Annotated in this window: 16 protein-coding genes; 14 read left to right on the forward strand and 2 right to left on the reverse strand. The window is 44.7% G+C overall.

Translation table 11 applies throughout. The annotated features are described in order from the left end of the window. Positions 1-17 precede the first annotated feature (17 nt). The 9 genes from DCMF_RS30370 to DCMF_RS20560 all read left to right on the forward strand — a co-directional run bounded on the left by DCMF_RS30370 (position 18) and on the right by DCMF_RS20560 (position 10,031). Positions 18-1,286: an ATP-binding cassette domain-containing protein gene (locus DCMF_RS30370; RefSeq protein WP_148136149.1), complete on the forward strand. Its 1,269-nt coding sequence runs from the start codon at positions 18-20 to the stop codon at positions 1,284-1,286. A 13-nt stretch (positions 1,287-1,299) separates the two neighbouring features. Further along, positions 1,300-1,962 (forward strand): GNAT family N-acetyltransferase, encoded by a 663-nt coding sequence (locus DCMF_RS20525; RefSeq protein WP_148136150.1) that lies wholly within the window; start codon positions 1,300-1,302, stop codon positions 1,960-1,962. Positions 1,963-1,974: 12 nt separating this feature from the next. Further along, entirely contained in the window at positions 1,975-2,595 is a 621-nt protein-coding gene (locus DCMF_RS20530) for a hypothetical protein (protein ID WP_148136151.1), read from the forward strand. Between the two features lie 6 nt (positions 2,596-2,601). Then, entirely contained in the window at positions 2,602-4,989 is a 2,388-nt protein-coding gene (locus DCMF_RS20535; protein WP_148136152.1) for an ABC transporter permease, read from the forward strand. Between the two features lie 109 nt (positions 4,990-5,098). Further along, positions 5,099-6,265 carry an efflux RND transporter periplasmic adaptor subunit gene (locus DCMF_RS20540; RefSeq protein WP_148136153.1) on the forward strand — a complete coding sequence of 389 codons (1,167 nt, stop codon included), beginning with the start codon at positions 5,099-5,101 and terminating at the stop codon, positions 6,263-6,265. A 309-nt stretch (positions 6,266-6,574) separates the two neighbouring features. Next, on the forward strand, positions 6,575-7,138 hold the full coding sequence (locus tag DCMF_RS20545; protein ID WP_148136154.1) for a helix-turn-helix domain-containing protein: 564 nt from the start codon (positions 6,575-6,577) through the stop codon (positions 7,136-7,138). A gap of 94 nt (positions 7,139-7,232) precedes the next feature. Continuing rightward, positions 7,233-7,580 (forward strand): cytochrome b5 domain-containing protein, encoded by a 348-nt coding sequence (locus DCMF_RS20550; RefSeq protein WP_148136155.1) that lies wholly within the window; start codon positions 7,233-7,235, stop codon positions 7,578-7,580. A 345-nt stretch (positions 7,581-7,925) separates the two neighbouring features. Beyond that, positions 7,926-9,014 (forward strand): two-component system sensor histidine kinase NtrB, encoded by a 1,089-nt coding sequence (locus tag DCMF_RS20555; RefSeq protein WP_214658774.1) that lies wholly within the window; start codon positions 7,926-7,928, stop codon positions 9,012-9,014. Between the two features lie 186 nt (positions 9,015-9,200). Continuing rightward, entirely contained in the window at positions 9,201-10,031 is an 831-nt protein-coding gene (locus DCMF_RS20560) for an aldo/keto reductase (RefSeq protein ID WP_148136157.1), read from the forward strand. Between the two features lie 380 nt (positions 10,032-10,411). Here DCMF_RS20560 and DCMF_RS20565 read toward each other — a convergent pair whose 3' ends face one another. Then, positions 10,412-11,353, reverse strand: a complete 942-nt coding sequence (locus DCMF_RS20565) for a DMT family transporter (protein WP_214658775.1) — start codon at positions 11,351-11,353, stop codon at positions 10,412-10,414. Between the two features lie 48 nt (positions 11,354-11,401). Beyond that, positions 11,402-12,226: a helix-turn-helix transcriptional regulator gene (locus tag DCMF_RS20570; protein ID WP_148136158.1), complete on the reverse strand. Its 825-nt coding sequence runs from the start codon at positions 12,224-12,226 to the stop codon at positions 11,402-11,404. Between the two features lie 264 nt (positions 12,227-12,490). Here DCMF_RS20570 and DCMF_RS20575 point away from each other — a divergent pair, with 264 nt between their 5' ends. The 5 genes from DCMF_RS20575 (at position 12,491) to DCMF_RS20595 (ending at position 15,439) form a co-directional block, all read left to right on the forward strand. Continuing rightward, positions 12,491-12,970, forward strand: coding sequence for a DUF6530 family protein (locus DCMF_RS20575; RefSeq protein WP_148136159.1), 480 nt, complete (start codon positions 12,491-12,493; stop codon positions 12,968-12,970). 2 nt (positions 12,971-12,972) lie between these two features. After that, positions 12,973-13,335, forward strand: coding sequence for a GIY-YIG nuclease family protein (locus DCMF_RS20580; protein WP_148136160.1), 363 nt, complete (start codon positions 12,973-12,975; stop codon positions 13,333-13,335). Then, complete coding sequence (locus DCMF_RS20585; protein ID WP_148136161.1) at positions 13,325-13,591, forward strand: DUF2087 domain-containing protein; 267 nt, start codon at positions 13,325-13,327, stop codon at positions 13,589-13,591. The genes DCMF_RS20580 and DCMF_RS20585 overlap by 11 nt, the downstream gene beginning before the upstream one ends. A 366-nt stretch (positions 13,592-13,957) precedes the next feature. Then, positions 13,958-14,521 (forward strand): TetR/AcrR family transcriptional regulator, encoded by a 564-nt coding sequence (locus DCMF_RS20590; protein ID WP_148136162.1) that lies wholly within the window; start codon positions 13,958-13,960, stop codon positions 14,519-14,521. A 30-nt stretch (positions 14,522-14,551) separates the two neighbouring features. Then, positions 14,552-15,439 carry a hypothetical protein gene (locus DCMF_RS20595; protein WP_148136163.1) on the forward strand — a complete coding sequence of 296 codons (888 nt, stop codon included), beginning with the start codon at positions 14,552-14,554 and terminating at the stop codon, positions 15,437-15,439. Positions 15,440-15,596 lie beyond the last annotated feature (157 nt).

Consider the following 15,596-nt stretch of genomic DNA (forward strand, 5'->3'; position numbering starts at 1 on the left):
ACTAAAAGCAGGTTAGAATGGATCCCAAAGAGGCGGAGGCTGACTTCATGGCCCAAAGGAATAATGATCGTCTACGCAACCTGGAAAGCGTATGGCAAGTAACCAGTCAATTGCAGGTCTCAAACAATCCGGAAGAGGTTTTGGATATCGCGTTGACCCAGGCGATGATAGCTGTGAATGCGGAATCCGGAACCATTTGGCTCAGCGACAAAGACGGTGAATTTATTTATCCCTACTTACTTCATGGTCCGAATATCAGAGGCATGGAGAATCTAAGGCAAAGAATCGGCGAGGGAATCGCGGGCTGGGTTACCCAAAACAGCAGATCCCAAATTGTCATCGATACCAGTTCGGACCCCCGTTGGACTTCATGGTATGACAGCCATACCGGGTATGTTACCCGCAGCATCATTTGCGTTCCTTTATTAACTGCGAACTCCTGTATCGGCAGCCTGCAGGTATTGAATAAACAAGATGACACCTTATTTACTGAATTAGATCTGATGCTCTGCGAAGATTTGGCCGCCCTCATCGCTATGACAGTGGAAAAACGCGGCCTGGTCATGAAAGAGACGGTCCAGCGAGAGACTTTGATCCATCTGGAGGAGGTCACCAAAACCTATCAGATGGGAGAGGTACTGGTGGAGGCCTTGCGGGGTATCAGCATCGACATTTATAAAGGCGAACTGCTGGTTATTCTAGGGGCCAGCGGTTGCGGCAAAAGTACGATACTGAATATCCTGGGGGGAATGGACAAGGTCAGCTCCGGGAAAATAGTAGTGAACAACCGGGATTTAAGCCGGGCCAATGAAAAAGAATTGACCAATTACCGGAAGGATGAAATCGGTTTCGTCTTTCAGTTCTATAATTTAGTCCCGGACCTGACGGCAGGAGAAAATATTGCCCTGGCGGCAGAACTGGCCCACCATCCCTTATCTGTGGATGAGGTGCTGCAAGAAGTGGGCTTGCTGCATAAAAAAAATCATTTCCCCTCCCAGATGAGCGGAGGCGAACAGCAGCGGATCTCCATCGCCAGAGCCATCATAAAACGGCCCCGGATTCTCTTATGCGATGAGCCAACCGGAGCCCTTGACTATCAAACCGGCAAAAGTATTCTGGTGCTCCTGGAGAAAATCGCCCGGAATTCAGGGAATAGCGTGATTATTGTCACCCATAACGCGGCTTTTGGCACCATGGCCGACCGGGTATTGAAAATGCGCAGCGGACGGCTGATTGAAACCATCAATAACCCCTTTCCCGTCCCGGCGGAAAAGATTGAATGGTAGGTGAAGGCAAAAAATGAACGGTCTGGTAATTGATCCTGCCTTAACTTTAGCGGATCATGAGCAAATGGCAAAGTATAAGGAGAATTATTTTACCCCTGAATTAATCATTCCCCCGGAAATTACCTATACCTGGTATTTATCCAATCCTCAGGCTTTTATTGCGGCGAGGGACATGCAAACCGGTCAGATCGTAGGCCACCTTAATTATTTCCCTTTCCGTAACGAGATGTTAACGGAATTTTTTTCTGGTAAGCTTGATGGGTCTGTCTTTTCCGTTTCCTACCTAAAACAGAATCCCAATATCATCAGAAGGTACGACAGTCCCGGTGAGTACTACCTGTACTTAAGCTCAGTGGCTGTAGCGCCTCAATATTCACACACCAATCTGTTTAGAATGCTGGTTAATGCTTATGGCGAAGTTTTACTGCAACTGGCCAAAAGGGAGATGTATATTTCCTTTTTAGTTGCCAATGCCGTCACACGACAAGGGATCAAGTTAGGCAATTATTTTCATATGCGGTCCGGGATTATTTCCGTTCCCCAATACGATATCTATATTTCCACCGCCTTGACCGATTTCCTTAAGTGCATGAAAAAGTCCCTGAGAACGGAACTATCGGCGGCCTATAAAAACTTTACTTCCGGCTATGATCAAAAAATGTTGATACAGGACTGAAGCTGAGGTGAGATGATGTTACCCGATTTAAACTGTCTCGTTTATGAACGAACCCAGGGGAATTATAAGATCCAATGTACCAAGAATCATATTCATCCCCAAATAGCAGAATTTGTGGCCCAGGCGTATTATCGAAAATTTGATTTTTCCATCAGTTACCGTGATTTGGTAAAATTATTAGGGGAGGAAGATGAGTTATATAAAGATTTTTCCTTTGTTTATGCCATCTATGACGGTCAGGATCAGCTATTGGCCACCGCCAAAATGATCCGGTTTACCCCGCCGGTTTTGTTGCCCATTGAAAAAGAATTTAACATTGATCTGAGGAAACTTGCCCACCGAATGGCACCGACTAACGAAATTTGGGAGGTTTCCCGGCTTTCAACCAGGTGTAACCAGGCGGAGGTCATTAAATTATTATTAAAGGAAGGAATATATCATTGCAGCAGTAAAGACGATATCATCGTGGCGTGCATCGACCAATGGGTATTACGAAAATTAAGAAGGATTGGTATTCCTTTCACGGACTTAGGTGAAAGCAAACTATATCTGGGTTCTCTGACCTGTCCGGCGGCTTACAGTATCCGTGATCTTACCGGGGAATTTTCTTATGATATGTTGCATAGGGACTGATGGCATATGTCGGCGTTGACCAGAAAGCTGCTGCGCAGCATCAAGACCACTTATCGACAATTCATTGCCCTGGTGGCCATGGTCATGGCGGGGGTAGCTCTTTTTGTCGCTTTCAATTGCTCATTAACGAATCTGATCACGTCCCGAAACCATTATTATCAAGAATATGGTTTTGCCGACTACTATTTTGATGTGATCAGGGCTCCTCAGGGAGTATCCAGACAAATTCAGGCCCTGCAGGGGGTAGCCCAGGTTAATGGACGGATTCAAAAAGATATCAACATCCTGAAAGGAGACGAGCAAAGAATCACCGGCCGTTTAATCAGTTACTCCCAGGCGGCGGAAAAAAACCTCTATCTGATCAAGGGAGCTTCCTTTTTCCAAGATACGGCCACAACCCCGAGCGGGGTATTAATTGATCCTGAATTTGCCGGCGGCAACCACTTTTCCTTAGGGGATCAGCTGAAGATTGTCGCCAGTGGTCAGGAACAGGTTCTGCCTATCATCGGCATCGCCACCAGCCCTGAATTCATGGTGCCGAACAAGAGTGTTTTTGATATGTTTCTCCGGGGGGAAAGCTTTGGCATCATGATGATCTCCCAGCACCAGGCCGAGCAAATCCTGGACATGTCCGGTGAAATTAACGAGATATTGGTGAATTTCACACCCGGAGCGGATGCCGAGGGACTTAAAAAAGAGATTGAAGGCATTTTGAAACCTTACGGTATTATTACCAGTTATTCCAGGGAAGATCAATACAGTGAAAAAAACATGCAGTTTCAAGTAGATGCTTTAAAATCTGCTTCCGCTTTTTTACCCTTGATTTTTTTTATCATGGTGTCCTGTTTTTTGTTTATTTTGTTACGGCAATTAATAAAATCCCAGCGTCTCCATATCGGGGTTCTAAAGGCTTTGGGCTATGATAATCAATCCATTACCCTGCTTTTTACCGGCTATGCACTCTTGGTCTGCCTGATGGGGTCCACTCTGGGTACTCTGGGCGGATATTATTTGGCACAAATGCTGCTAACCAAATATGCCCAGGGTTTTAACCTGCCCTATACCCTATTTGAGATGAGCTGGGATGTAGTGGTCAAAGCTTTTCTGATTAGTACGGCGGCGGGTACCGGCTCGGGTATCCTGGCTTGCCGCGAAATCGTCAGCATCAGCCCGGCGGAGGCAATCCGGACAGAAGCGCCCAAGCTGGGGTCCAATAGTTTTCTGGAACGGATCCCATCCATATGGGACCGGATCCCCGCTTCATGGAGAATGAGCTTACGGTCCATTGCCCGCAATCATCTGAGATTCATGATCACCTGCCTGGGCATAGCCACTTCCGTAATATTGCTGGTGATCGCCATGTATTTTTATAATTCCAGCGATTATCTGATGGAGCACTATTTTGATGCGGAAAATAAGTATGATTATAAAGTCCGCTTGACGAATGTGGTGCGAAATGACGAGATGAAAGAGTGGGCAAAGTGGGAAGGAGTGCAGGCCATTGAGCCTGTGCTGGAAATACCGGTTAAAATAAGGCCTCTGTCCGTGCCCGAAAGGGCGGAAAGGGAAGAAGACGACATCCTCGTAGGCCTTAATCCGTCAACCCGTTTAAAAAATGTCTTCAATATCAGTCAGGAGAAGTTCACCATTCCGGAGGAAGGTATTCTGCTGAACAGACAGATCGCCGAAAAACTGCATGTGCAGGTAGGAGATGTAGTGAAGGTCCAAACAAACCTGACCGTGGGACCGCCTTTGCAATCGGAACTAAAGATCCGGGGGATAGCCGACCAAAATATCGGGGGGGCCTCATTTGCGTCTGCCCAACAGGTAGACCGGTTGCTGCATGAGAAAGATGTAAGTAACGCCGTCTTGATACAAATGAACAAAAGATATGCCCCCAAAATGATCCGGCATTTGAATGACATCCCCGGGATAGATTACTTGGTTGATAAGGATAAGCAGGCCGAGCGGGCCAGGAAGAGCCTGGGAAACATGATTTACTTTACCCTGATTGCCACTATTTCCGCGATCGTTTTAGGCTTTGCCGTAGTCTATAATATCTCCATTATGAATTTCAATGAACGGCAAAAAGAATTAGCCTTATTTAAAGTAATTGGTTTTACGAATGTCAAAATATCCAAGCTTTTGTTTAACGAATTATTATTGGCCCTGGTACCGGGGATCATAATCGGGCTGATCAGCGGCCGGTATCTGGGCGGCCGGTACATCGAAAGCATGGCTACCGACTTCATTACCTATCCGGTAGTGATATATCCTTCAACCTATCTCATAGCGGTAATCCTAACTGTCTGTTTTGTCTTCATTGGCCACATGTTCGCCATGCGGCGTACGAAAAGTTTGGATATCGTAGAAGTGATGAAGGATAGAAATTAAAAAAGGATATGAATGCTGGGATGCCTAAATATGCCCAGTGAGATAAACCATGTGACCTTAAAGGGTCAGGAAAATATCACGATTACCTGGGGGAGGACCGATTATTAATATGAAACGTAAAGCATACCTGATGATGACAGTACTAATAATAGTTGCGGCGGCAGGCTGGTTTTTCTTTATTCGTTCCGAGACGAGCGTGGAAGCCCTGGAAGTAGGCCGGGGCAGCCTAAAGGTGGTTATCGAAGAAACCGGGTATGTGGAGGCAGACGATCATTATTTAATCCAGGCCCCCAGTAACGGCCGGATTATGGGGATAAATGTTGATAGAGGGCAGCAGGTAAAAACGGGCCAGGTTTTAATGACGCTGGAGAATCTTGATCTGGATGAGCAGCTGGTTTTAGTGAATGGTGAGCTTGACAATGCCCAGGCTGCGTATGAACAGGCGAAAAATAACTGGGAAATTGCCGGCCGGGATTTAGAAGAATTAAGGAAGGAACTGGCCAGAGAAACTGAACTCTTTCAGGCCGGGGCCATCAGCCAGGCAAACTATGATACGATCCTGAACCAGGTGCATAATCAAGAAAACCTTGTGGCCGCGCAGCAAGCTTCCCTGAAAGGAATGGAGCAGCAGTTGGCTGCCCTGACCAGCCAACGGGATGTTATTCAGAAAAAGGAGCAAGAGTTGGTTATTGCCAGTGAGACCGCGGGCCGGATTTTAGATATCCCTGTGAAAAAGGACCAGATCGTGGCAACCGGAACGACCCTGCTGGAGCTGGCCAATACGGGTATGATGATTGTTAAAACCGACCTGCTGAGTGACGATATGGGTCATATTAAGGTGGGCCAGAAGGCGGAGATTACATCTCCGGCATTAAATGGACGGGTCTTAACGGGTACAGTGAAGGAAATCTACCCCAAAGCATTTGAAAAAGTCTCAGCTCTTGGCGTTTCTCAGCGCCGGGTGCCGGTTGAAATCGCCATAAACGCAGATGAAAATTTAAAGGATGGATATGAGGTCAATGCGGCAATTGAATCATCAAGCCGGGACAACGTGCTGGTTATTCCCTGGGAGGCCGTTCGGACCGGCTCCAGTGGCGGTAATGAAGTGATGCTGATTACTAATCGCAAAATAGTTTATCAACCCATAAAAATTGGTCTGGAAAATACGCGCTATGTAGAGGTCGTAGAGGGCTTACAAGCCGGTGACCTGATTGTCCTTGACAGCAGTCTTTCGATTAAACCTGGAACCAAGGTGCGGATTAAAGAAACTAAATAGTTGGCAAATAATTGAATATAGCATTCCTCATAAATAATTAAGGTTAGGACAAGATGATCATTTACAGCACGGTGCGGAAAGATACTTGCCTAAAATGCTTGACAAAAATTATTTATGTGTATGAAGCATAAACCACCATTTCGGTGGTTTTGTGATTTTATGGTTGATTTTTACTTCTTGGGGAATAAATACTGTGGTAGTTATCGTTTGCAACCAAAGGTTGCGGCTGAAGCAACAATAAGTCTCTTTACAGAAATCAAATCCATCCCTATGATTAAACACGAAAGAAATAAGAAAGGGGGAATATTTGTGGATTTATCATCCCGGATAAAAGAGGAAAGAAATAAATTAAATCTATCCCAGGATGCATTAGCTAGCAAGCTTCATGTCAGCCGTCAAGCCATATCGAAATGGGAACGGGGACAGAGCTATCCTGATTTAGAGAAACTGATTGAATTCAGTGATATCTCCGGAATTACACTGGATGAATTAGTAAAAGGGGATAAAAAGCTGGAAAGAAAACTGGTGAATGATGGAGGAAACGGCATGCGAGGAAGATCCATTTTTGGATATGTACTTATTGTGGTTGGAATCCTCACAGGTTTCTGGGGCGGGAGTATGTATCCCGTCGACTTCATGAATGAGGATTTTATGTCGATGCTAACCGGTGCTTCTCTTCTGATTACGCTGGGAGTCCCGCTCGTAAAAGATATTCCAAAGTGGCTCGTCCTCGGGGCTCTTTATCTGACACTTCTACTGTCCGTTGTATTTATGGTAAGTGTGAAGATGGGTTTGTGGGTAACTCTCATGGGAGTTGTGGTATTAATCGGCCTGGGGTGGTGGCTTACCATCAAGATAACAGACAAACTATAAACGAAAATTAAAAGCCAAAGAAAATATGTACATTCAAAAAACAATGAAATGAATACTTGGAAAAGAAAAATTTTGCATGAAAGAAGGAGCTCGAATGACGAAAAATCAAATCGTGATAACTGTAATTAGTTTAATCTGCTTAAGTATTTTAGCCGCAAGCTTCTTTTTTAAGAATGCTGCGCAACAAAGTCAAGCAAATAGGACAGCTCAGGCAAGTGCCCGGGTCTTTACGCTTGAGGAATTAAACAAATTTGACGGACAAAATGGAAGTCCTGCCTATATCGCCATTAATGGAATTGTATATGATGTTTCAAAAGTGCGCGAGTGGAAAAACGGAAGTCATCAAGGCTTTAGCGCCGGTAAGGACTTGACTGCAGACTTTCCTCATAAAGCCTCCATACTGAACAAAGTTCCTATTGTGGGTAAGCTTTCGGAAAATTAGTCTAAACTCACCCTCCATTTTGTTCCCAAAGCCAAGTAGAAACTCAATTTTTAATACCATGTACCTGTCAGAACATGTCAAGGGACCTGTCCCCATGACATGTTTATTTTTTTGTAAATATAAACAGGACTGACAGAAAAAAACAGTGCCGGTCGAAAATATTTTAGTAAAAGCTTTTTTATCCGTAAATGGAGGTGGACCGGGCTGGTCACACGGACGACCAGGTTTTGTATCAATCTGTATAAAAGAAAAGGGGAAAAAATAGGTTGACGTGTGAAAAGCTCCGAATTTGTGAAGTCCCCGCTGTAAGGCAGGGACTTTTGTTTGATGAGAAGGAGAAGGGCTATGACGGAAATAATCCATGGAAAGGGAGAGTTCTCCGGCAAAAGAAGAACGGATCAAGAAATAAAACCCAAAAGGGAAAACAGCTTAGGAGAAGAGGCATGGGAAGCTCTGGAAAGAATATCCGACGGTTTTTTCGCCCTTAACCGCAGGGGAGAATTTACTTATATTAATGGGCAGGCGGCAGCGTATTTTCAAAAAAGCTCCCGGGAACTGATGGGGAAGGAAATCTGGCAACACTTTCCCCGGCTGAGGGAAACTCCGCTGAAAAAAAGCTGTGCAAAGGCCTTGCGAGAGCAAAAAACGGTTCAGTTTGAGACCGATTTGGTGCTGCCGGACCGCTGGTTGGACATGCGGATTTTCCCTTCGCCTAAGGGGTTATCTGTTTACTGCAGGGATATCACGGCAAGAAAAAAGAGGGAGAGGGAAATGATGAAACTTGACCGGTTGAATACGGGGGGAGAAATAGCCGCCGGCATCGGGCATGAGATAAGAAATCCTATGACTTGCGTGCGGGGTTTTCTGGAACTCTTGGCGGAAAAAGAAAGAAACGAAAAAAATCATAAACTATTCGAGCTGATGATTGATGAACTGGACCGGTGCAATGGCATTATTACAAAATTTCTCTTGCTCGCCCCAAACCGGGCCGTCCATTTGGAAGCCTGCAATCTAACAAAGCTGGTGCGCAGTATGGAGCCGGTGCTGGTGGGGGATGCGGAAAAGGCAGATAAAAGGATAGTTTTCGACTTGGCCGGTGTATCTGACATCCTCCTGGATAAATACGAAATCCGGCAGCTTATTTTGCAGTTAACCCGTAATGGGTTGGACGCCATGCCGGCCGGCCAAACTCTGACTATAAAAGTATACCGGCAGGCGCGCCATATTTTTTTGGAGATTCAGGACATGGGTCCCGGGATCGATGCCGCTGTGATGGAGCGGATGGGGACCCCCTTTGTCACCACGAAAGAGAATGGCACCGGATTAGGATTGGCCATCTGCTATAGCATTGTGCACAGGCATCAAGGGGAACTCTGGTATGAGACCGGTCCCCGGGGGACAACTTTTTTTGTCCGGTTTTATGTGCCGGATTGATTTTTTCGGGCAGGAGAAGTGTTTTAAGTTTTAGGTTGACCAATTTCTTTGAGAAATATATAATTGTACAAAATGAAATGTAAGATTATGGAGATCCTGGATAAAGGTAATTCCCAAAATCGCAATAAAAGCGGATGGATGCTTTCCTACCGATCATTTTATTAAAAAAAGAGGACGGTGTAATCTATGGATATTCATACTTCAAAAAAACTCAATAATGGTGTTGCAATTCCTTTCTTTGGTCTGGGTGTTTTCCAATCCAAGGCGGGCGACGAAACGGCCCATGCGGTACGTTGGGCAATTGAGGCAGGCTATCGACATATTGACACGGCGGCGATCTATCAGAATGAGGAAAGCGTGAGGCGCGGTATTGTTGAAAGCGGCGTTCCCCGTGAACAGATCTTTCTTACCACCAAGCTTTGGAATGGCGATATGAGAAAAGGCCGCCAGCGGGAAGCTTTTGAGAACAGCCTGAAATTGCTGGGAACCGATTATGTGGATCTCTATTTAATTCACTGGCCTGTGCCCGGGAAGTATAAGAAATCATGGAAGGTATTGGAGGAACTATATCATTCAGGCAGGGTCCGCGCCATTGGTGTAAGCAACTTCCATCAGCATCATCTGGATGATCTGCTCGCCGATGCCAAGGTATTACCCGCGGTCAATCAGGTAGAATGCCACCCGCGGCTTTCTCAGGAGCCCTTGATGGCCTACTGCCAGAAGCTGAATATTGCTTTTGAGGCCTGGAGCCCCCTGGGCGGTACAGGAGGAGACCTGCTCCAGGATGAACGGCTGAAAAAAATCGGCGCGAAATATCACAAAACTCCGGCCCAGGTGGTCCTGCGCTGGGATTTGCAGCGCGGCATGATTACCATCCCCAAGTCGGTGCATCAAGACCGTATTATAGCCAATACGGATATTTATGATTTTGAACTGACACCGGAGGATATGGCTGCAATTAATGGGATGAATGAGAATAGACGTGTGGGAGCGGATCCGGACAACTTTGATTTTTAACCTGACTAACTTGGCTTACTCTGTATTCGCAGTTCTAAGGTTTGGTAAAAAGCAACCAAACCAAGAACTTGCTTCAGTCTCCCGCCATCAGCGGTCAGGGGACATCCCTCTGTAAGAGGTGTGTCCCCTGACCGCTGCAGGAATGTCCCCAAATATGCGGGAGTAAACGCCAACTAAGTCATGCATTTGCAGTTCTAAAATTCAGATGGAGTAAAAGAATCTCCATCTGAATTAAGAACTTGCTTCAATGGGGCCTACCGATTTATCATTCATGCTGTCTGTTTTATTAAGAAGACAAAGGAAGACAAGGACTTGCCCGATAAAGTCCCTGTTCCTTTGTCTTTTTTTCTTTGGAGACCCGGTGTTAGGATCGCTAATTATTAAAAATCCTTTCCAGGATGGTTTCTTTCTTGCCGGACATTCAGCATGACACCAAGAATGATGACGATTCCTCCGATAAATTGGTTTACCAAGACTTTCTCGTGAAGAAATAAGATAGAAAATAACACACCAAATACAGGAACGAAATTCATAAGCATTACGGCAGAACTGGAGGATATGCTCCGAAGCCCATAGTTGTACAGGAGAAACGCGATCACAGAGCAGAATATGCCAAGAAAAATTAACATGGAAAAGGATTTTAATGTGGGCAATTGCCAATACATTCTTTCCGTTATGGCAAGAGGGATAAAGGCAATGGTTCCGGCAGCGGTCTGAAAAAATGAGATGACCAGCATCGGGTATTTGTTTACGACGGAACGTGTGACAAAATTATAGAAGGTCCAGATAATGCCTGCTCCTATTAGCAAGGCATTGCCGAGCAGATGCTCCTCTCCCATCACATTCTGATGCCGATGCTCGACCAGATAAACTCCGAAGACTGCCATCACAATGCCAAGTATCTTGATCCATGAAATTTTGGTGCGATAAATCAGTATCTCAAAAAACAGGGTAGTAGCAGGGAAAGAGGCTACAATTAGTGCCGCGTTTGAGGAAGTGGTCAGCTTTACTCCCATGTTTTCCATGGCAAAATAAATGGTGATACCAAGAACGCCGCTTATTGTTAAACGTCCCATATCGCCCGGGCATGGTATCATAAATTGTCCTTTGACAAATAACACAACCCCTAAAATCGAAGCGGCTAAAACAAAGCGTAAGGCACCCAGCGTGAGCGGGGGGAATGTGGTATAGGCCACTTTTGTGGCAACAAAAGAGGTGCTCCAGATCAGCACGGCCAGGACTACGGCAAAGAAATAAACACTTCCCTGATGGATTTTTGACCAGTGAAGTGCTTTTTCCAATAAAACCGGTTTAGCAGGCAAGCCTACACCTCCTTTAGATCTGTCTCATTGCCGGAACTATCAGACAGGCTAACCTCTTATTTCTTTTTGGTATTGTCCGGGAGTAACGCCGATAAAGCGTTTGAAGCGATTCGTAAAGTGGCTTTGATCACTGAATCCAACCTCAGAGGCTACTTTTATGGGTAAGTATCCTTTTTCCAATAAGTGTTTTGCATGATTGATGCGAATACTTTCCAGGAAGGCATGAGGGGATATTCCCTTTTCTTCATGAAAAACGCGTAAAAGGTAAAAACGGCTTAGACAAACATGTCTTGCTAATTCAGTTAATGTAATCCCGCAGGAGGAATGATCATAAATATAATCGCATGCCTTTTGGACAGCAAAACTTTCCTTTTTGATAGCTTGTTCTTGGGGGCTCACATCAGCGTATTGCTGGATTAATTTGGTCAAAACTAAAAGAAAAAGAGACTCGCTTTCGATGGTGGAGGTAGTGCTGGTTAATGATTGATGCAATTCATAGATCCTTTGGGCTAATACAAAGTTATCAACTTGCACTTTCCTAAAAAAAGGCAGATCCTGATGCCGGCCCGTAAGCTCATAAAGCACATCCTTCATGTGGCTTATGGTCGGGTATAAGGCACGGTATTCAAATCCCTGATCATCTGCCGGCTCGCCGGTATGACCTTCTCCGGGATTTAACAGGATAATTCCCCCGGTGGGGGTGAGATGCTTTGTTTTCCGATAAGTAAAGGACTGCAGGCCTTTCTCAATAAAACAAATCACGTAATAGTCATGCATATGCAGAGGAAACCCTTGTTTTAGGCAGAAAGACTGGTAAAGCTCTATGTTTAACTGAGCATGATGCCATAATTTGCGCCACTCTTTTTGCGCCATGATTGTTCCCCCGCTAGGAAAATATTTGCTCAGGGCCGGGATTTGATCCTTATGATCATTATAACGAATCAAAGGACCGGATGTCTTGAATAAGGTTGCTCTTTTTTAATTTTTTAACATATGGAATACCCTGTGTGAAAGATATAGAGGCGTAAGCTTTGTTGACAAAAAATAGTTTTCATGCTACTATTTTAATTACTGGATTACTAAATTAGTAAATTACTAATATAATAAATAGAGAAAGAGACCAAGGAGGTTTTATTTATGAAAATACCTACCACTTTAAAGCATAAACCTGTGATTGTATCTGAAAACTACGAAAATGTGGACGGCAGAAATGCGTATCATTCCGATACCAAAGGATTATCTCTGGGGCTTGCCCAGTGGAATGACAGGGGAAAGCTGGATATTTCAGCAAAGGTATGGCGTTTTACCGGTGAAAAATGGTCAAGGCAATCGGAAGAATTACCCCTGTACCGGGTGATTGACCTGGCTATTCTTACGTGCCGGGCAGTACTCCATTTCAGAGAAGCATACCGTTATGAGAAGCTGTATGATCCGCAAAACCCGGTGATTGACAGGGTTGCCCTGCAGGGGGATGCTATGACGGTATCCGTATGCACGGACAATCCCATGATCGACGGCGACATCAAACTGTTTCAACAAGTACTCAACAAAGATGACGAATTAATTGGTGAACGCCTGAGCAGGCTGTCCAGATTGTTAAAGGAAATGGGGTATTAAAAATGACCAGCACCAGTGACAGAAAAAAAGAGCTGCGCCAGGAATACCGGAAGCAAAAAACCGTAGGTGGCGTATATAAGATCACGAATACGGTTGACGGCCGATTTTGGTTGTATGGGGCAACTAATATTCAAGGCCACAAAAGCCGCTTTGAGTTTGCCCAAAAAACCAATGCATGCGTGGATCTGAAACTGCAAAAGGAATGGGACCGGTACGGGGCCGGCGCATTTGCTTTTGAGATTCTTGAAGAGCTTGAGATGAAGGATACCCAGACCACAAAAGAATTTAAAGAGGATATCAAGGTTCTTGAGGAAATATGGGCGGAAAAGTTGCACGGGGAAAGAGGAGAAAAAAATGATTGCTAGATTTTTAACGGAAGACGGAAAGATTAAACAACTGCCGGCTAAGCAAAGGTCGAAGTTGGAAGTGCTGCAATATTTAGCGACAAAGTTTGAAGGCCATGTCACCTACTCCGAAAAAGAAATCAACCGGATCATCGACGCATGGCATACCTTTGGCGATTATTTTTTGCTTAGGCGTGAATTAGTCGATCATTTGTTTTTAGCCAGAACAAATGATGGATCAAAGTATTGGGTGCCGGAAAAGAATAATGAAGATTAAAAGACAGGGACGTGGCGGCAAGGGAATATTCTGTTTGAAACCTGTCAAGTGTCCGTAAGTTTAAGCCTTTGTGTAGATGATACAACAAAGGCTTTTTGCTTGTGCCGAAGATGTCAAAGGAAAAAGGGCATCGACCTCATTATTACCCCAATATGGGTACAATTCTGAATAGAGAGATGTAAATATCTCAAAAAATGTTTGGGATTAAAGATGGTGATCAACGAATCATGGCAAGGGACCTGTCCCCTTGCCATGCTCTCCCCTTGACACTCTTGACATTTTAAGTTAAATAAAGTATTATTTAATCATGTTTAAAACATATTTAAAACATGATTTATTTTTTGTTTCGTACAGGAGGTTTTACAAATGGAAGGGCAAAATACAGACGCCAAAGAAAGGATTCTGAACACGGTCATTAAACTATTGTTAGAGGAAAAAGATCTAAGTAGGATTACGACCAGACAAATTGCCAAAGAGGCGAATGTCAACAGCGCCTTAATCAACTACTATTTTCAATCCAAAGAAAACCTGTTAAATAGGGCGGTTGAGGCTTGCATGACCGATATTGTCAATGAGATGTTTGACAAAAATCCCGAACATGAGGATCCGGTTGTCCGCCTAAAAACGATGATTAAAAGCATTTCAGCTTTTGCTTTTAACAACTATTTTTTATCTGAAATTGCGATTGCTTCTGAGTTAAAAAACGGCAGCTTCACGACAACCCAAATGATTCTGCCGGTACTGGGGGAAGTCTTTCAGGGGGAAAAAACAGAAAGTGAGTTAAAACTAATTGCTTTACAATTAATTGCGCCTCTCCAGGTATTATTTTTAAACGCCCGGAAATATAAATTGTATTTGGCAAGTGACATTTTTGATGAAAAACAAAGAAACCAGTTGCTGGACAAAATTGTAGAAAACGTTTTGAAATAAGTTATTTTTAATTCTGGGGGAAAAATAAGCATGATATTCTTCACTTTATTTAAGAGGATTCTGGCTGTTTTAGCCCTAATCGCCTTGATCCTAGTTGTCTACTTGCTTTGGGCGCGTCCTTATCAGCTTAATTGGGGGGCAACGGACCAAGAAAGGAAACAGACTATGCCGGGGGATCAGCTGGAGCCCCAGCCGGAATTCTTTGCGACCCGGGCCATTACCATCTCGGGCACGCCGGAGGAAATCTGGCCTTGGCTTATACAGATGGGATATTGCAGAGCCGGGTATTATGGCTATGATATTTTGGAGAACCAGGGAAGCCCGCGAGGAATTCGCAGCGCTGACCGCATCTTGCCGGAGTTCCAACAATTTAAGGCCGGTGATGAAGTTCCGATTAGCCCTATCGCCCGCATGGTTTTCTATGCGATTGAACCAAACCGCTACCTCATTTGGACCGGGACGAATCATCAAGGCAGTTTTCTCTGGGCATTATATCCTGTGGATAAGAGCCATACGCGTTTGGTTAGCCGCATTCGCTGGTCTTTTCACTGGACACAGCCCAGCCTGCTCATGCTCGACTTTTTTACGGAATTTACTGATTACTTAGCGGTCCGTGAAATTTTGCACGGAGTAAAAGGGCGGGTAGAAGATCAAATAGAGCCAATGGCCAAACAAAACACCGAGGTTGCAATTTATGGGGCGACTGCTCTGATTTTCCTTGTAACTTTGTTCTTATTGCTCATTCGCCCGCTTACCTGGTATAGATGGCTGACCGGATTAGCGGGAGGGATAGTCTGGCTTATTACTTGGTATGCACCTGTATCGATTTGGATGGGAGTGGGGTTGGAGCTTCTTGTTCTTTGGATGATCAATGTCAAGGTTGTCAGGGGGAGGCTGTCAGGGGGACAGGTCCCTTGACATTGATTATGTCCTCAAAGAAAATAGTTGATGAAGAGAAAGGCCCAGGGGCCGGGACAGATCTGTTTACGTGTGTGCGGATAAGACATGTCCCTTTTTCTGGGTCTTCCATTTTATGCTTTCCAGGAAAAGTGTCCAAGTTATTCATGGAGAGGTC

It is taken from the genome of Candidatus Formimonas warabiya (assembly GCF_002777255.1).
Lineage (GTDB): Bacteria > Bacillota > Dehalobacteriia > Dehalobacteriales > Dehalobacteriaceae > Formimonas > Formimonas warabiya.